Here is a 16620-nt window from a genome sequence, read left to right on the forward strand (position 1 = left end):
TGGTTAACAAGTTGTTACAAATGGCGCTAATCTCCCTGATCAAACGGCAAGCCATGCCGCTGAAAATTGCGGCAGGGGTTGCGCTCATTGTATTTGCCATCAATAGCGCGCTGACCGAACTGGCGGCGCAGCGCAAGCAAGAAATGGTGGAGCAAGAAGTTCGCTATCGCCTAGCAAATGTGCGCGCGCGCCTCGAACAAGGTCTCAACGCTTCTATCTTTTTAACTCAAGGCTTGGATGCCCACATTGCCAGTCATCACGAACTCGACTTGCGCGAGTTTAACGTGCTTGCCAAGGCTATCATGGACAGCGAACCCGAAATTCGCAACATCGGACTTGCGCCTAACAATGTGATTGAATACATCTACCCGCTCGAGGGTAACGAGGCGGCGCTAGGATTAGACTACATGCGCCGCGACAGCCAGCGCGATGCAGTGTTGTCCGCCATCGCCAGTAATCAAATCATGGTGGCAGGCCCGATTAAGTTGATTCAAGGCGGAGAAGGTGTCATCGCCCAAAAGCCGGTGTTCTATGAGGCCAACGAACGCCGGCGCTACTGGGGTATTGTCTCTATTGTGATCGATACTGAATCCTTGTATCGACGCGCCCGTTTATCCCAAGCCGAACAACATTTGCAGTTGTCGATTCGAGGCGTCGACGGCAAAGGGCCCGACGGCAAAACCTTCTATGGCGATCCCAGCCTGTTTGAGCAAAACCCGCAAACCTTGCTGGTCACTCTACCCAATGGCAACTGGCAACTGGCAGGTGTTCCAGTCGCCGGCTGGGCCGCTGCAACCCAACTGCATTGGATGTTCATTGCGGTCAATTTACTGATCACTTTGTCCATGGCGAGTATCAGTTTTGTGGCCGCCCATCACTATCAAGCTGCGAAGGCGATGGCCCGGCAAGACCCGCTCACCGGCCTCCCCAATCGTTTGAGGTTTGATGAGAAACTGGCTGAGTCACTTGATTACTGTCGACGCTACAGTGTGCGCGGTGCTCTGATGGTTATCGACTTAGACAAGTTCAAACCCATCAACGACCGACATGGACACACGGTAGGTGATGTGGTGCTGCAAACCGTTGCAGAGCGATTGGTCAAAGAGTTGCGCCGCAGTGATACTGTCTGCCGTATCGGTGGCGATGAGTTCATTGTGATGTTGCCTCACATCACTAATGAGGACGGCTTAGAGGTGGTGTGTCAAAAATTGGTTGAGGCACTTACCCAGCCAATTGAAGTTAAGAAGAATCTTGTGGTGCAAATTGGCGCGAGTATTGGTGCCTGCTACTTCCCTCATACTCATATGCCGGAAAGAGACATTTTGGCGCAAGCAGATGCTGCCATGTATCGCGCCAAACAAAGCGGTGGTAGTGCCTACTACATTTCAGCGCCGCCGAAAGCCAACCTCAAAGCGGTTTAATCCCGCGAAAAATCCTTGTACATCCAAACATCACAGCGATTGTGAAGGCTAGCCATCGGGCCTTTCAGTCGCTCAAATCCCAACCGGTGATACAAAGCGATAGCTGCGGTCATGTTATTGAGCGTATCCAGATAACAGCCCTGATAGCCCTGCGCTTTGGCAAAATCTAACGCGCATTCGGTGAGCTTACGCCCTATTCCCTGGCCGCGACTTTCAGGTAGCAAAAACACTTTGCGCAGCTCGGCAACCTGTGGACGCTCAGCCAAGGCACCAATGCCACCGCCACCGACGAGCTCACCGTCTACTAAAGCGACCCAATATTGGCTTTTTTGCTCGGGGTGATAGTGCTGACTAAGGGCATCGACTTCGGCATCACCTGGGCCAAAACCCTCACCAACGGCGCCAAACTCGTGCCCGACTTGGCGAATAATAGCGGCCATTAACGGGTCGTAATCGCGCTCAATGGGAATAATTTGAAGCTGTGCTGACAAGCGAGTTAATCCTTAGGTCTCTCTGTCTTACAGCATTGGTACCAGAAACTCAGTTCAAACAACAGCCCCAGCGCTAGCGCTAAGTGCCCCGCGCCATTCATACCAAGGGCATAAAACACCACCGCCAGAATAATAAAGGTCAGAGCTTTTAAGGTTCGCATGAGATTCTCCTTAATCGGGTTAGTTGCCATACAAAACAGAGTATTGTCGCACTAGCAATGCCTGCTAGGTTGGCCAGAAAGTCGTTCACATCCAAAGTGCGATTAACCGACAAGCCTTGGCTTAGCTCATCAATACTGGCCAGCGCAATGCACCCCAGACTCGCCCAATACAGCCAAGGCCAAGCTCGTCGAACGGTAGCGTAGTTGCTGGCCAAAATCGCCAGCATGGTCAAGCCAGCATAGACGCAAAAATGACCTAACTTGTCGCCATAAGGCACGCTAGACACCCAGCGAAATAACCAGTTGTTATTACCTGAGAACGCAAGCCAAGCCACTAGGGTCAGTGCCAGCGCAGCAGCGAGCAAAGCAAGACGGCTTAGGGACAGCGGATTAATTCGCATTAGTGGCTCCGGTCACATCGACAACCCACGTCTCGAAAAAGTGCCGGCCACTCTTGATAGTGCTCTACTCGGCATTGAGCTTTGAGGTGGCCACAGGCGTTGACGCCAAACCGCACCACTTCATTGGGTGCGCCATCATGACGAATTTCTGTGGGTGTCAGCACGTGGCCGGCGGTATCTATCACATCGGCGGTTTGACATGCTGACAGTATGCATAGGGAAAGTAGGACAATGAGTGTTGTCTTCATGCGTACACCTCCTGTGTCACGCGTCTTGTTGAGACTTGTTTATTAGTTTAGTCCGAAACAAGGCCGATAAGCTCTCGATTTTGCACAATTATTGTTCAACGTGGATCGGCGACGGTAAATAACCAGCCTCTTTGCCAGCAGTCGCTCAAAGGTCTGATGTCGACTTCGGCTTCGATTAAACTCCCAAGGCTACTCGCATCTTCTAGGCGACTTAACAAGGCGTAGTCTGAAGCCTCAATGGCGTGCAGCTGAGGTTGATAGTCGTTGCGAACCCAAGCGTAATACGCGCTCGAGTTGAGCGACTTAGGTAACCAGTCTGCCCATGCGGTGGCTATTTGACTCAGCTCGCCAATTTGCACATTGGCTTGACGCTGAAAACACAAGTCCATGCTCTGTTGGGGCGACAAGCCCGAGAGGTCGGTGATGGCGTTCGGCTTATCGACAGGCGCACTGTGACACGCTTGATAGCCCCACTCGAGTCGAGCTAATTGGGCAAGGTATTCGCAAGCCAGTCCTGCGTAGATTTGATGCTCATTGTCCAGCCAAGGGATGAGTCCGTGAGCGTAATCATCCAGACTCGCCTGAGTCAGTGGGTGCTGGCGCTGGTAGTCATCGGCCAAGGCGCTAAAGCCGGAATGACCAAGACGCTGCATCAAATGCGGGTAGCAATTGCGCAATGCTCCGCGCAATCCCAGCCGCGTATTATTGCGATAAATAGCGGCTCTCTTATGCTCGGTTTGCAGTGCTTTTGGGGCCGTTGAGACGGCTACCAGTTTGGATTGCCAGTCTTTTAGACCGCTTGAAGGCACGGTTCAGCCCTCCTCGCCAGTGTGTCTATGATGGCTTGCGCTTTGTTGCGCTCCTCGAGCAGTTGAGACAGCTCAGGCAACTGGTGATCCCACTCGATCAGAGTCGGAATTGGGCCTGCTCCTTGCTGTACTTGCTCAAACAAACGCCAAACCGCCGCACAAATAGGATGGTTGTGGGCATCCAGCAAGTAATCGCCCTTGTCTTCAAACCCTGCTAAGTGCAGGTATGCCACCTGCTCAATGGGGTAGCCACTAATGTACTTTGCTAAGTCTTCGCCAAAATTAACACTGTTGACATAGGCGTTGTTGAGGTCTAGTAGCAATTTGCATCCGCTGCGCTGGCAAAGTTGGCCTAAGAACTCGGCTTCACTCATCTGGTTATCCGGGCAGCGAATATAAGCTGAGACGTTTTCGATAACTAATGGCTGCTTGATGACCTCTTGTACCTGCTGGACTCGCTGGCATACGTACGCCAAGCTCTCGTCTGTGTATGGCAGTGGTAACAAATCCGGTACAAATCGCCCATCGGCGTCGGAAAAGCTTAAGTGCTCCGAGTACATCAGGCTGCCCGTGTCTCGTTGTAAATCACGGATTTGATTTAGATAGTCGATATTTATTGGCGCTTGGCCACCGAGAGACAAACCCACGCTATGGATCACGCTGGGAAAACGTTCGCACAGTGCTAATAGGCCGTCTCGGTTGTACCCTCCTTTGGCCAACCAATTATCGGCAAGCACCTCCAACCAACCCACCTGTTCAGCGAGTTGGTTGTTGGTAAGCAATTCCTTTAGATGAGGGGCGCGCAGCCCAATACCTGCGCCCTCAAGAAAGTTAGGCATCTTTGGCTTTCTTGGCCGGTTTCACTTTTTTCACTTCACCGCCGGCTATCTTTTCGCAAGTGCCTTTGGGGACATAGACCCATTCGGTGGCCATATTGTCTTCTTTTGCTTGTCCTGCACAGCCGTGACTGCCATCAAGGGCACCACAATCGTTCATGCCCTTTTTGGCAATACCGGCACATTTTTCCCAGTGGGTGGGTTGGTCGGGCACGGCGTTGGCCGACAGGCTCACACCGGCACTAATTAAGCCGGCCATAGTGGTGGCTAGAATCGCATTATTGGTTTTCATCGCTCTGTCCTCTGTTAGGTGACCTTATATAAGAACCTAAAGGGGGAACTTGTCTTACAGTTTTTTTGAAGAGGTTATCGTCATTTGAGGTGAAATAGGCTGATTACCCCTGGTTATACAGCATTTAATTTTGAAAAATAGACTTCTTGTTTTAAATAGAAACTAGCGCTAAGCCAGCCTTGTAAGCGGGGGATATTTTGAACCTAAAGAAAGGATGAGCGCTGCAATTTACCGGGTGAACAATGCTCCTTGGTAACATGGTCCACCCAATCGAAAACTCGACTTGTTAATTATTTGCCAAACAGGAAAGTTAACGGTATTTCCAGTCGAGCACTCCAGGCATCTTCCGTGTGCTCAGCGCCACCAAAGGTTTGGGTTTGCCAGTCAACGCCTTGTCGATAGCCTTTATCCGCCATGACTAAGTCCATTTTCGCTTGCAGCGGCGGGTAGTATTTATCCAAGGTGGCAGTACCTAAATCAAAGTAAATTTTGTGCTGACCCGGCGCTGGTAGGTTGTCTTTAAAAAATGCCCGTAAGGCGGTAGGTACCTCTCCGTCGGGCTTTGGCGGAATTTGGCCTGGCCAATGGGTCGACAAACAAGCCGCCGAGCCAAAAGTGTCGGGGTAGCGACTAAGAGCATACAAACTGATAAGCCCGCCCATGCTCGAGCCCATTAATGCGGTATTGGCAGGACCAGTTTTTACCCTGTAATTGGCATCGATGAAGGGCTTTAACTCTTGAACCAAGAACTTAAGTAACCGATCGGCGTGTAGGCCTTGTTCGAAGCCTTGGTGTGCAAGCATTTGTTGGCGTTGCTCTGCGGTTAAGTAATCGGCAGCGCCTTGAGGAAAGTACTCACCACGACGGCGTTGACTGTGGTTGTCGATAGCTACCACGATAAACGGCTTGAGCGCCCCCTGTTGTTGCAATCGTCCTGCCGTATCGTCCACTTCCCATGCCTGTTTGTTCCAAGTGGTGTTCTTATCAAACAAGGCTTGACCATCAAACATGTATAACACTTGATAGTCTTTGTCCGCAGGATAGCCCTCGGGTAACCAAACCCGAACCGTACGCTGGTCAATGAACTTGGAAGGAAAATCCGCATAAGTGTCTAATTTACCGAGGCTTACTTCGACCGCCTGGCTTGCAACACTAAAAAAGAAAACGAAAAAAGGAATTATTATTCTGGTTATCAAAATCCTACTCCGAACACTAGAGTCAATACAATTCACCTTAACTCAGTGTGTGTGCTCGGAGCAATCCAACCAGTTGTTAGCGCTATTTAAACTGAGGTTGGCGCTTTTGCATGAAGGCGTTCATGCCTTCTTGGCCATCTTGAGATGCCACGCTAAGACCGATATCACGGGCTTCGATGGCCAACTGTTGTTGAAGACTATTGTTGTCGGTTGCACGCAGCAAGCCTTTCGCGCGTGCTTGCCCGGTTTTGCTGTAAGACAGTAGTTTGTGGGTGAGTAAGGTGACCTCGCCTTCAAAATCTTGGTCGTCCACCACTTGATTGATCAGACCCCAGTCGTGAGCCTCATCAGCACTCAGTAAACGGCTGGTATAGATAAGCTCCTGCGCTTTGCGCATGCCAACCAATCGCGGCAGGTAATAGCTGGCACCACCGTCCGGTGAGAAACCAATATTAGAATAAGCCATAGTGAACTTGGCGGCGCGAGTGGCAATCACCATGTCGGCCGCCACTGCCAGACTAAACCCAGCGCCGGAGGCAACGCCATTGACCGCGCACAATACCAAGGCATCCATTTCCGCCAAGTTGACCATAGTGAGATTGAGCAAAGCCACCTGAGCTTCTACCGCTGGAGCAATATCCCCGTCAATGCTCAACAGATAATTGATGTCGCCCCCTGCGCAGAAAAAACGCCCACTGGCGCTTATTACCACCAGCTTAATTTGCTCTTGTTGACGCAGCCATGTCGTCGCATCTGCCAACTCCTGCAGCATTTGACCACTCATGCCATTGGCGGCATCCGGGCGATTTAGGTGCAGTTTTGCCAGCGAGCCTTCACACTCAAGCAGTATGGTTTGAAACTGGGTCATGGGGTTTCCTTAATCTGAGCCTTCTTACCCTTATCTGTTTAGCTTACCTCGATTAGCTCTGCTTTTTAAGTCACAAAAAAAGCGCCCTAAGGCGCTTTTTAGCGAGTGAAACCAGCGATTACCAGCCAGTTTTCTCGCGTAGTGCTTTACCGATATCGGCTAGGCTGCGAACGGTAGTTACACCCGCATCTTCAAGGGCGGCAAACTTCTCATCAGCAGTACCTTTACCACCAGCGATAATTGCACCGGCGTGGCCCATGCGCTTACCTGGAGGCGCGGTAACACCCGCGATGTAAGAAACCACAGGCTTGGTTACGTTAGCTTTGATGTAAGCCGCGGCTTCTTCTTCTGCAGTACCACCAATTTCACCGATCATTACGATGGCTTCGGTTTGAGGGTCTTTCTCAAACATTTCCAACACGTCGATGAAGTTCGTGCCAGGGATTGGGTCGCCACCAATACCAACACATGTCGACTGGCCAAAGCCTTCGTCAGTGGTTTGCTTAACCGCTTCGTAAGTCAAAGTACCAGAGCGAGATACAATACCCACTTTACCTGGACGGTGAATGTGACCAGGCATAATACCGATCTTAGACTCGCCCGGGGTGATAATACCTGGGCAGTTTGGACCAATCATGCGTACGCCGGCTTGGTCTAGCTTGATCTTAACTTCGATCATATCCAAGGTAGGAATACCTTCGGTAATACAAACGATAAGCTCGATGCCTGCGTTAATGGCTTCCAAGATAGCGTCTTTACAGAAAGGCGCTGGAACATAGATAACAGAGGCAGTGGCACCAGTTTGCTCTACCGCTTCGGCTACTGTGTTAAATACTGGCAAACCTAGGTGAGTCTGACCGCCCTTACCTGGGCTTACACCACCAACCATTTGCGTACCGTACTCGATAGCTTGCTCAGAGTGGAAAGTCCCTTGACCGCCGGTGAAACCTTGGCAGATTACCTTGGTGTTTTTATCCAATAAAACTGACATTACACGCCCTCCGCCGCTGCTACTACTTTCTGCGCCGCTTCGGTTAGGCTGTTGGCGGCAATGATGTCTAGGCCAGACTCGGCCAATACTTTAGAACCCAACTCAGCGTTGGTGCCCTCTAAGCGGACGACTACCGGTACGGTAACGCCAACTTCTTTAACCGCGCCAATGATTCCTTCGGCAATCATGTCACAGCGAACGATACCGCCGAAGATGTTTACCAATACGGCTTTTACATTGTCGTCAGACAAAATGATCTTAAAGGCTTCAGCTACACGCTCTTTGGTAGCGCCGCCACCTACGTCTAGGAAGTTTGCAGGGCGACCGCCGTGCAAGTTAACAATGTCCATGGTACCCATGGCTAGGCCTGCGCCGTTTACCATACAACCTACGTTACCGTCGAGTGCGACATAGTTAAGGTCCCACTGGGCCGCGTGTGCTTCGCGCTCGTCTTCCTGACTTGGGTCGTGCATTTCACGGATACCAGGCTGGCGGTACAGAGCGTTGGAATCGATGTTTATTTTGCCGTCCAAGCAGTGCAGGTTGCCTTGTTCAGTGATAACCAGCGGGTTAATTTCAAGCAGAGCAAAGTCTTTCTCGATGAACATTTGCGCCAGACCCATGAAGATCTTGGTGAACTGCTTGATTTGCTCGCCTTTTAGACCCAGCTTGAAGGCCAAGTCACGGGCTTGATAGGCCTGAGGGCCAACCAGCGGGTCAATCGCTGCTTTGTGAATCAGCTCAGGGGTTTCCTCAGCGACTTTTTCAATCTCAACGCCGCCTTCGGTTGAAGCCATGAAGACTACGCGTTGGCTAGCACGGTCAACTACCGCACCTAGGTACAATTCTTGAGCGATGTCAGTGCAGCTTTCTACCAAAATCTTGCTGACCGGCTGACCGTTTTCGTCCGTTTGGTAGGTCACTAGGTTTTTACCTAGCCAGTTTTGGGCGAATTCTTTGATGGCTTCTTTGTTGTCCACCAACTTCACGCCGCCAGCTTTACCGCGGCCGCCCGCGTGTACCTGACATTTTACTACCCATTGATTACCACCGATCTTGTCAGCCGCTTCGGCCGCTTCTTGTGGGGTTGCGCAAGCAAACCCTTCGGATACGGGCAAACCGTACTTGGCAAACAAGAGTTTTGCCTGATACTCGTGCAAATTCATAATCGTGTGTCCGTTACTTCTTATTGTGTGGGTGCCGACTCAAGGCTGAGTCGGCGTATCGCTCGAAAGCTTGGGGTTAGATGTCCAACAGCAGACGCGTTGGATCTTCCAGGATTTCCTTAATGGTCACCAAGTAGCTGACCGATTCCTTTCCATCAATGATGCGGTGATCGTAAGACAACGCCAGGTACATCATAGGTAGGATTTCAACTTGACCGTCAACTGCCATCGGACGCTCTTTAATGGCGTGCATGCCCAAAATCGCGCTTTGTGGCGGGTTGATGATCGGCGTAGACATCAGCGAACCAAACACACCACCATTGGTGATGGTGAAGTTGCCGCCCATCATATCGTCTACGGTTAGTTTGCCATCGCGACCTTTAATCGCCAGTTCGCGAACGGCTTTCTCGATATCCGCCAGGCTCATGCTGTCGGTATTGCGCAGCACAGGGGTTACCAAACCACGAGGGGTAGAAACCGCGATGCTTACGTCGAAATAGTTGTGATAAACAATGTCATCACCGTCGATAGAAGCGTTAACGGCAGGAAAGCGTTTTAGCGCTTCGGTTACCGCTTTGATGTAGAAAGACATAAAGCCCAAACGAATGCCGTGCTTCTCTTCAAACACGTCTTTGTACTGCTTGCGCAAGTCCATAATCGGCTTCATGTTAACTTCGTTGAAGGTAGTCAACATGGCGGTAGAGTTCTTGGCATCCAACAGACGCTCGGCGATGCGCTTGCGCAAACGGGTCATAGGCACGCGTTTTTCAGAGCGCTCGCCCAGCGCTTCGACCGCAGGGGCCGCAGCGGCTGCAGCAGCAGGAGTTGGCGCAGGCTTGCTTTCGGCATCTTTTAGGTGCTTCTCGATGTCTTCGCGGGTAATACGACCGCCAACACCTGAACCTTTAAGCTGAGCCACATCAATGTTGTGCTCGGCCACTAAACGGCGAACCGCCGGGCTTAGCTCATCGCTTGATTCTTCAGCGGCAGCAGCAGGCGCCGCTTCCGCTTCGGCTTTGCTCACCTCAGCGCCAGCAACCGCGCCAGCGGTCATGTTGGCAATCACTTGCTCGCCCAATACGGTTTCGCCTTCTGGGAACAAAATTTCGCCCATTTGGCCGTCTTCTGGCGCAGGTACTTCCAGTACTACCTTGTCAGTTTCGATATCAACCAGAATGTCGTCACGAGAAACCGCTTGGCCAGGTTGCACATGCCAAGTCGCAATGGTGGCGTCAGCCACGGACTCTGGTAATACGGGAACCTTAATTTCGATGGTCATTTATCCCTATCCTTCTCTATCTTATTCTTTGTCCAAGCCCAAGGCGCTACTGACCAGGTCTTGTTGTTGTTGCATGTGCAGCGATGGGTAACCAACCGCTGGGCTGGCCGACGCAGAACGGCCGGCATAACTTAGGCTGGCGCCTTTTGGAATCGCAATGTGGAAGTGGTGCTGCGAGCAGTACCAAGCGCCTTGGTTTTGCGGTTCTTCCTGACACCAAACGAAATCTTCAACGTGGGCGTAGTCTTTTAGAATGGCTGCCACTTCCTCGTGCGGGAATGGATACAACTGTTCGATACGCACAATCGCCACGTCGTTCTTTTCGGCTTTGCGACGAGCGTCTAGCAGGTCGTAGTACACCTTACCGCTACAGAACACCACGCGCTTAACCGCTTTCGGGTCTAGCTCGTCCACTTCGCCAATGGCGTTGTGGAACTGGCCGTCGGCCAACTCTTCTAAGCTAGATACCGCCATTGGGTGGCGCAGTAATGACTTAGGCGACATGACTACTAGCGGACGGCGCATCGGGCGCACCACCTGACGGCGCAGCATGTGGTAAACCTGCGCTGGGGTTGATGGAATACACACTTGCATATTGTGATCCGCACACAGCTGTAGATAACGCTCTAGACGCGCACTGGAGTGCTCTGGTCCTTGGCCTTCGTAGCCGTGTGGCAGTAGCAAAGTCAAACCGCACAAACGGCCCCACTTAGCTTCACCCGATGACAAGAACTGATCCACAACCACCTGAGCACAGTTGGCAAAGTCACCAAATTGCGCTTCCCAAATGGTTAAGCCCTTAGGCTCGGCAGTGGCATAGCCGTATTCGAATGCCATTACTGCAGCTTCTGACAGCACAGAGTCGGTAATGTCGATTGGGCCTTGCTCTTCGGACAAGTTGCGCAATGGCATGTAAGCAGTGGCGTCTTGCTGGTTGTGCAGTACCGCATGGCGGTGGAAGAAAGTACCACGCCCTGAGTCCTGCCCAGTCAAACGCACGCGATGACCCGAGTCCAGCAAGGTGGCGTATGCCAGAGTCTCGGCAAAACCCCAGTCGACTTTTTTGTCGCCAGCGGCCATGGATTGACGGTCTTTGTAGATTTTCGCTACACGACTTTGGACCTTGTAGCCCTCGGGAATGTCGCACATCTTTTCGGTAAGCGAATTCAGCTTATCGCGGTCGATCTGCGCCGGATACTCGTCATCCCACTGATGATCTAAGTACGGCGTCCAGTCCACCGAATGCTCGGTCATTGGACGCCACTCTTCCACCACGCACTCGCCTTTATCTAGCGCATCTCGGTAGTGGTTGATCATCTCGGTTACAGAGGCCGCTTCGATACCACCTTTGGCAATCAAACGGTCGGCGTACAACTTGCGAGTGGTTGGGTGCTTTTTAATCTTCTGGTACATCAACGGCTGAGTCGCATTTGGCTCGTCCGCTTCGTTGTGACCGTGACGACGGTAACAGACCAAGTCAATCACTACGTCGCGCTTAAACTGGTTGCGATAATCCACCGCCAGTTGCGCTACGTAAGCCACGGCTTCTGGGTCATCCGAATTCACGTGGAAAATCGGTGCCTGAACCATCTTGGCAATATCAGTACAGTAAGGAGTCGAGCGGGTATCCATCGGATTCGAAGTGGTGAAGCCCACTTGGTTGTTAACCACGATGCGAATGCTACCGCCAACCTTAAAGCCGCGCGCTTGCGACATGTTAAAGGTCTCTTGCACCACGCCCTGCCCGGCAATCGCCGAGTCACCGTGAATCGTGATGGGCATCACTTGCTGGCCATTGTCACAGCCGCGACGGTCTTGGCGGGCGCGTACCGAACCCATGACCACAGGATTGACGATTTCCAAGTGAGACGGGTTAAACGCCAAGGCTAAGTGAACATTACCGCCTGGGGTGGCAAAGTCCGAAGAGAAGCCTTGGTGGTATTTCACGTCGCCCGAGCCTAGTGACTCGTCTTGCTTACCGGCAAACTCGTCAAACAAGTCGCCCGGTTTCTTACCCAGAATATTGATAAGTACGTTGAGGCGGCCGCGGTGCGCCATGCCCACAACCACTTCTTTAGTACCCGACTCACCGGCGCGATATATCAGCTCGCGCATCATAGGAATAAGCGAGTCGCCACCCTCGAGGGAGAAACGCTTGGCACCCGGGAACTTGGCACCTAAGTACTTCTCCATGCCCTCAGCGGCGTTCAAACCTTCGAGAATTTGGCGCTGTTTATCCGCGTCGAATTGAGCGCGGCCTAAGGCTGGCTCCAAGCGGTTTTGGATCCAACGTTTCTCTTCGGTGTCGGTGATGTGCATGTACTCTGCACCAATCGAACCACAGTAGGTTTGCTTGAGCGCAGAAACCAGCTCTTTTAGCTTCATGGTGTCGCCACCGTAAGCAAAAGAACCAGTATTGAATTCGCGTTCCATATCGGCGTCGGTCAGACCGTGAAAAGCTGGGTCTAATTCAGAAACCGTATCGCGCTTCCACAATTCCAATGGGTCCAGGTTAGCGTGCTGATGGCCACGGAAACGATGGGCATTAATCAACTGCAGCACTTTAACCTGCTTAGCATCGGTTTCAGGGTCGCTAACGCGCACGGCGCGCTGGTGCTGGCTGTCACTAGCTAAACTTTTAAAGTAATCGCGGACTTTGGAATGGGGAGTGTCTTGAAGATCTTGAAACTGAGGTAAGGATTCGAAAACAGCCAACCAGTCGGATGACACCGACTGTGGGTCTTCTAAGTAGGCTTCGTACATTTCTTCAACATAAGAGGCGCTGTTGCCTCCCAGGTGGGAAGAATCTAGCCAAGCCTTCATGCTGCCTTGCTGCATTTAGTCTCCCTTGAGCTACTTCTTATTGTCGGCATTTGTGTGACCGACTTTACAGAACTCCCCCTAGTTTTCCTAGAGGGAGATCCGCTATTTTTTGCTATTTTGCAAATCGTTAAACCGCACGCTGTAAAAGCATGGATTTAATGTGACCAATTGCCTTAGTTGGGTTGAGTCCTTTCGGGCAAACATTAACGCAATTCATGATGCTGTGGCAGCGGAAAACGCTAAAGGCGTCGTCCAGTTCAGCCAAGCGCTCATCGGTGGCGGTATCGCGACTATCGATAAGGAAACGATAGGCGTGCAACAGGCCGCTAGGACCGACAAACTTGTCTGGATTCCACCAGAACGACGGACACGCGCTTGAACAACAAGCACACATGATGCACTCGTACAAACCGTCAAGATGCTCGCGCTGCTCAGGCGATTGCAAATGCTCGCGCGCAGGCTGGCGGCCATCGTTGATCAAGTACGGCTTAATCTTTTCGTACTGCTTGTAGAACTGAGTCAAATCGACCACTAAATCGCGCACAACCGGCATCCCAGGCAGTGGACGAATCTCTAGCTTCTTGCCTTTGAAAGTGGATAGCGGAGTGATACACGCTAGGCCATTGGTGCCGTTCATGTTCAAACCATCCGAGCCGCAAACCCCTTCGCGACATGAGCGACGGAAAACCAGCGTCGAATCCTGCTCTTTTAGCAGCATCAGTACGTCTAGCACCATCAAATCAGAACCCTCTGGAATATCCAGCTGGTAGTCTTGCATCCGTGGCTTAGTATCTACGTCCGGGTTGTAGCGATAAATCGCAACATTAACATTCATTATCGACAACTCCTTAATAAGTACGCTTCTTCGGTGGGAAGGCTTCACGAGTGACTGGGGTCATGTTGACCTCGCGCTTTTGCATGCTCTCAGAGACTGGGTCGAAGATGCTGTGACACAACCAGTTCTCATCGTCGCGCTCTAGGAAGTCTTCACGACTGTGAGCACCACGGCTTTCGGTGCGGTAGTTAGCCGCATAAGCGGTAGCAATCGCAGTCGACATTAGGTTGTCTAGCTCCAGACACTCGATGCGCTGAGTGTTGAACTCGGCTGAGTTATCCGACAGCTTGGCATTGGCCAAACGCTCGCGAATTTTCTTGAGTTCTTCCAGACCTTCGGCCATGGCTTCACCGGTACGGAATACCGAGAAGTTCAGCTGCATACACATTTGTAGGTCTTTGCGGATTTGGGTTGGATCTTCACCGTCTTTGTTGTTTTCCCAACGGTTGTAGCGCTCAAGTGCGGCATCCAAGTTGGCTTGGGTGGCTTCTTTCGGCTCTGGAATGCTATCTAGAGTTTCGCCGAGGTGCTTACCCGCCGCGCGACCAAATACCACCAAATCCAACAGGCTGTTACCGCCAAGGCGGTTAGCACCGTGCACCGATACACAAGCAATTTCACCGACAGCCAAAAGACCGTGGATGTCGTAGTCATTGCCGTTCTCATCCATGTTCACCACCTGACCGGTCCACTTGGTCGGAATACCGCCCATTTGGTAGTGACAGGTTGGGATAACTGGAATTGGCTCTTCCACTGGGTCTACGTGCGCAAAGGTACGCGATAGTTCGCAGATGCCTGGCAAACGGCTTTCTAGTACTTCTTTACCCAAGTGGTCTAGTTTCAGCTTGATGTGTGGGCCCCATGGACCGTCGCAGCCGCGACCTTCGCGGATTTCGGTCATCATAGAGCGAGCAACCACGTCGCGACCGGCCAAGTCTTTGGCGTTTGGCGCGTAACGCTCCATGAAGCGTTCGCCGTCTTTGTTGAGAAGGTAACCACCTTCACCACGACAACCTTCGGTTACCAACACACCGGCACCGGCAATACCGGTTGGGTGGAACTGCCACATTTCCATGTCTTGCAGTTGAATGCCAGCACGAGCCGCCATGCCAACACCATCACCAGTGTTGATGTGTGCGTTTGTGGTCGAAGCAAAGATACGCCCTGCACCACCTGTGGCGAGCACAGTCGCTTTGGCTTTAAAGTAAACCACTTCACCGGTTTCGATATCGATAGCCGTCGCACCAACAACCGCGCCGTCGTCATTCTTCACCAAATCCAGTGCATACCACTCGGAGAAGACTTCGGTTTGGTTCTTAACGTTCTGTTGGTACAGACAATGCAGCAGCGCGTGGCCAGTACGGTCAGCAGCCGCTGCGGTACGAGCCGCTTGCTCGCCACCAAAGGCCTTAGATTGACCGCCGAAAGGACGCTGGTAAACGCGACCATCTTCAAAACGCGAGAAAGGCAGACCCATGTTCTCTAGTTCGAAAATCGCTTCTGGACCGGTTTTACACATGTACTCGATGGCGTCTTGGTCACCGATGTAATCGGAGCCTTTAACCGTGTCGTACATATGCCACTCCCAGTTGTCTTCGTGAGCATTGCCCAGCGCGACAGTAATACCGCCTTGGGCAGATACTGTGTGAGAACGGGTAGGAAAGACTTTAGAAAGCAGCGCACAGCTTTTGCCTTCTTTTGAAATTTGTAGAGCAGCGCGCATGCCCGCACCGCCTGCGCCAATTACGATGGCGTCGTATTCTCTAACTTGGATTTTCACTTACACACCCCACACAATCACAAAGCCAGCAACCAAGTAACTAAAGGCCGCTACTACAAACAAGAATTGCAGTACGCCGCGCAGCACATGCGCTTTGACGTAGTCGGTCAATACCTGCCAGATACCGATCCAGGCGTGGATCAGTAGCGCAATCAGGGTAACCAGGGTGAACACCTTCATTGGCAGTGTGGCAAACAGACCTTGCCAAATATCGAAGGTCAGTTGCGGCGTGCTTACCACAAACACCAACATGAAGATGGAATAACAGGCCAGCACCACGGCGCTAGCGCGAATAAGGATGAAATCATGAACGCCCGAGCGTCCAAAACTGGCGGCATTAGTTACCATAACCAAACTCCCATGGATGCAGATAGGACGGCGGCCACAGCGAAGGTGACCTTAGCGGACAACAGGCCTGATGACATTTCTTCCCAGTAGCCAGCGTCCATGATCAAATGGCGAATACCGGCAAGTAGGTGATAGATCAAGGCGGTGACTATTCCCCACAGCACGAACTTAGCGAAGGGAGAAGTCAGGCATTGTTGCAATTCAGCGAAGCTATCTGCGGAATCTAGGCTCAGATTCAATAGCCACAACAGCACGCCAATGGCGAAGAACATGATGACACCGGATACGCGGTGCAGGATGGATGCAATGGCCGTCGCGGGAAAGCGAATGGTCTGCAGGTTCAGATGAACGGGTCTTTGCTTTTTCACAAGTTGCTCACTCAGCTCCTTTGAGCATTTTGTTATTGTTAGAGCAGCTTTCACCATATTTTGCTTATATTTGGCAAAGCTAAGTAAAAAAAAGTGAGGCAATACAAGTGGTTAAAACAAGCTAAAATGCGTTCAACAACTCCGTAATAACAGTGTGATTTTTAACCGTTAAAACCGCTCGGAAAGCAACACGCAGCAAGTATACAATCGCACAAAGTCAAATACAAACATCACAGTTTTTAAAATTATTTTTTTTAATGTTGGAGCTGTAACAGGCTCTACAGCTAGAAAATCACAGTTTTGTTAG

General features: G+C 51.6%; 18 protein-coding genes. 1 reads left to right on the plus strand and 17 read right to left on the minus strand.

Annotation, left to right across the window (positions count from 1 at the left end):
- The first annotated feature begins 20 nt into the window (after nt 1–20).
- Nucleotides 21–1421 (plus strand): diguanylate cyclase domain-containing protein, encoded by a 1401-nt coding sequence (locus tag CLC93_RS12060; protein ID WP_169902996.1) that lies wholly within the window; start codon nt 21–23, stop codon nt 1419–1421.
- Here the strand turns inward: CLC93_RS12060 and CLC93_RS12065 are convergent.
- From CLC93_RS12065 to sdhC, 17 genes are all read right to left on the minus strand, one after another.
- Entirely contained in the window at nt 1418–1912 is a 495-nt protein-coding gene (locus CLC93_RS12065) for a GNAT family N-acetyltransferase (protein WP_245837155.1), read from the minus strand. The two genes, CLC93_RS12060 and CLC93_RS12065, sit on opposite strands and share 4 nt — an antisense overlap.
- A gap of 5 nt (nt 1913–1917) precedes the next feature.
- Complete coding sequence (locus CLC93_RS17740) at nt 1918–2073, minus strand: hypothetical protein (RefSeq protein ID WP_169902998.1); 156 nt, start codon at nt 2071–2073, stop codon at nt 1918–1920.
- On the minus strand, nt 2061–2474 hold the full coding sequence (locus tag CLC93_RS12070; RefSeq protein WP_095506223.1) for a VanZ family protein: 414 nt from the start codon (nt 2472–2474) through the stop codon (nt 2061–2063). The genes CLC93_RS17740 and CLC93_RS12070 overlap by 13 nt, the downstream gene beginning before the upstream one ends.
- Nucleotides 2474–2722 carry a hypothetical protein gene (locus tag CLC93_RS17635; protein WP_141237392.1) on the minus strand — a complete coding sequence of 83 codons (249 nt, stop codon included), beginning with the start codon at nt 2720–2722 and terminating at the stop codon, nt 2474–2476. Before CLC93_RS17635 ends, CLC93_RS12070 begins: the two co-directional genes overlap by 1 nt.
- Before the next feature lie 95 nt (nt 2723–2817).
- On the minus strand, nt 2818–3531 hold the full coding sequence (locus tag CLC93_RS12075) for an HvfC/BufC N-terminal domain-containing protein (RefSeq protein WP_095506224.1): 714 nt from the start codon (nt 3529–3531) through the stop codon (nt 2818–2820).
- Nucleotides 3513–4370, minus strand: coding sequence for an MbnB/TglH/ChrH family RiPP precursor modification enzyme (locus tag CLC93_RS12080; protein WP_095506225.1), 858 nt, complete (start codon nt 4368–4370; stop codon nt 3513–3515). The genes CLC93_RS12075 and CLC93_RS12080 overlap by 19 nt, the downstream gene beginning before the upstream one ends.
- Nucleotides 4363–4659 carry a BufA1 family periplasmic bufferin-type metallophore gene (locus CLC93_RS12085; RefSeq protein WP_095506226.1) on the minus strand — a complete coding sequence of 99 codons (297 nt, stop codon included), beginning with the start codon at nt 4657–4659 and terminating at the stop codon, nt 4363–4365. The genes CLC93_RS12080 and CLC93_RS12085 overlap by 8 nt, the downstream gene beginning before the upstream one ends.
- A 290-nt stretch (nt 4660–4949) precedes the next feature.
- The gene (locus CLC93_RS12090; RefSeq protein ID WP_245837156.1) at nt 4950–5855 is read right to left on the minus strand and encodes an alpha/beta hydrolase; all 906 of its coding nucleotides are present in this window, start codon (nt 5853–5855) and stop codon (nt 4950–4952) included.
- 82 nt (nt 5856–5937) lie between these two features.
- Complete coding sequence (locus CLC93_RS12095) at nt 5938–6723, minus strand: enoyl-CoA hydratase/isomerase family protein (RefSeq protein WP_095506227.1); 786 nt, start codon at nt 6721–6723, stop codon at nt 5938–5940.
- Nucleotides 6724–6841: 118 nt separating this feature from the next.
- Nucleotides 6842–7714 (minus strand): succinate--CoA ligase subunit alpha, encoded by an 873-nt coding sequence (gene sucD, locus CLC93_RS12100; protein ID WP_095506228.1) that lies wholly within the window; start codon nt 7712–7714, stop codon nt 6842–6844.
- The gene (sucC, locus tag CLC93_RS12105) at nt 7714–8880 is read right to left on the minus strand and encodes an ADP-forming succinate--CoA ligase subunit beta (protein WP_095506229.1); all 1167 of its coding nucleotides are present in this window, start codon (nt 8878–8880) and stop codon (nt 7714–7716) included. The genes sucD and sucC overlap by 1 nt, the downstream gene beginning before the upstream one ends.
- Before the next feature lie 76 nt (nt 8881–8956).
- Complete coding sequence (odhB, locus tag CLC93_RS12110) at nt 8957–10159, minus strand: 2-oxoglutarate dehydrogenase complex dihydrolipoyllysine-residue succinyltransferase (protein ID WP_095506230.1); 1203 nt, start codon at nt 10157–10159, stop codon at nt 8957–8959.
- Nucleotides 10160–10180: 21 nt separating this feature from the next.
- Nucleotides 10181–12997 carry a 2-oxoglutarate dehydrogenase E1 component gene (gene sucA / locus CLC93_RS12115; RefSeq protein ID WP_095506231.1) on the minus strand — a complete coding sequence of 939 codons (2817 nt, stop codon included), beginning with the start codon at nt 12995–12997 and terminating at the stop codon, nt 10181–10183.
- Between the two features lie 112 nt (nt 12998–13109).
- A complete protein-coding gene (locus CLC93_RS12120; RefSeq protein ID WP_095506232.1) occupies nt 13110–13817 on the minus strand; it encodes a succinate dehydrogenase iron-sulfur subunit in 708 nt (235 codons plus the stop codon).
- Between the two features lie 13 nt (nt 13818–13830).
- Nucleotides 13831–15597 carry a succinate dehydrogenase flavoprotein subunit gene (gene sdhA / locus CLC93_RS12125; protein ID WP_095506233.1) on the minus strand — a complete coding sequence of 589 codons (1767 nt, stop codon included), beginning with the start codon at nt 15595–15597 and terminating at the stop codon, nt 13831–13833.
- Nucleotides 15598–15945 carry a succinate dehydrogenase, hydrophobic membrane anchor protein gene (gene sdhD, locus CLC93_RS12130; RefSeq protein ID WP_095506234.1) on the minus strand — a complete coding sequence of 116 codons (348 nt, stop codon included), beginning with the start codon at nt 15943–15945 and terminating at the stop codon, nt 15598–15600. It abuts the gene before it with no gap.
- The gene (sdhC, locus tag CLC93_RS12135; protein WP_095506235.1) at nt 15939–16370 is read right to left on the minus strand and encodes a succinate dehydrogenase, cytochrome b556 subunit; all 432 of its coding nucleotides are present in this window, start codon (nt 16368–16370) and stop codon (nt 15939–15941) included. Before sdhC ends, sdhD begins: the two co-directional genes overlap by 7 nt.
- Nucleotides 16371–16620: the final 250 nt, after the last annotated feature.

Origin of the sequence: Paraferrimonas sedimenticola, from assembly GCF_002282855.1 — a bacterium.
Classification (GTDB): domain Bacteria; phylum Pseudomonadota; class Gammaproteobacteria; order Enterobacterales; family Shewanellaceae; genus Paraferrimonas; species Paraferrimonas sedimenticola.

What these genes read in the sequence shown, in the direction of transcription:
- CLC93_RS12120 (WP_095506232.1), bottom strand. Translation starts at nt 13,817, where the DNA reads ATGAATGTTAATGTTGCGATTTATCGCTACAACCCGGACGTAGATACT.
- CLC93_RS12060 (WP_169902996.1), top strand. Translation starts at nt 21, where the DNA reads ATGGCGCTAATCTCCCTGATCAAACGGCAAGCCATGCCGCTGAAAATT.
- sucA (WP_095506231.1), bottom strand. Translation starts at nt 12,997, where the DNA reads ATGCAGCAAGGCAGCATGAAGGCTTGGCTAGATTCTTCCCACCTGGGA.
- odhB (WP_095506230.1), bottom strand. Translation starts at nt 10,159, where the DNA reads ATGACCATCGAAATTAAGGTTCCCGTATTACCAGAGTCCGTGGCTGAC.
- CLC93_RS17635 (WP_141237392.1), bottom strand. Translation starts at nt 2,722, where the DNA reads ATGAAGACAACACTCATTGTCCTACTTTCCCTATGCATACTGTCAGCA.
- sucD (WP_095506228.1), bottom strand. Translation starts at nt 7,714, where the DNA reads ATGTCAGTTTTATTGGATAAAAACACCAAGGTAATCTGCCAAGGTTTC.
- sucC (WP_095506229.1), bottom strand. Translation starts at nt 8,880, where the DNA reads ATGAATTTGCACGAGTATCAGGCAAAACTCTTGTTTGCCAAGTACGGT.
- CLC93_RS12085 (WP_095506226.1), bottom strand. Translation starts at nt 4,659, where the DNA reads ATGAAAACCAATAATGCGATTCTAGCCACCACTATGGCCGGCTTAATT.
- CLC93_RS12070 (WP_095506223.1), bottom strand. Translation starts at nt 2,474, where the DNA reads ATGCGAATTAATCCGCTGTCCCTAAGCCGTCTTGCTTTGCTCGCTGCT.
- sdhC (WP_095506235.1), bottom strand. Translation starts at nt 16,370, where the DNA reads ATGGTGAAAGCTGCTCTAACAATAACAAAATGCTCAAAGGAGCTGAGT.
- CLC93_RS12080 (WP_095506225.1), bottom strand. Translation starts at nt 4,370, where the DNA reads ATGCCTAACTTTCTTGAGGGCGCAGGTATTGGGCTGCGCGCCCCTCAT.
- sdhD (WP_095506234.1), bottom strand. Translation starts at nt 15,945, where the DNA reads ATGGTAACTAATGCCGCCAGTTTTGGACGCTCGGGCGTTCATGATTTC.
- CLC93_RS17740 (WP_169902998.1), bottom strand. Translation starts at nt 2,073, where the DNA reads ATGCGAACCTTAAAAGCTCTGACCTTTATTATTCTGGCGGTGGTGTTT.
- CLC93_RS12095 (WP_095506227.1), bottom strand. Translation starts at nt 6,723, where the DNA reads ATGACCCAGTTTCAAACCATACTGCTTGAGTGTGAAGGCTCGCTGGCA.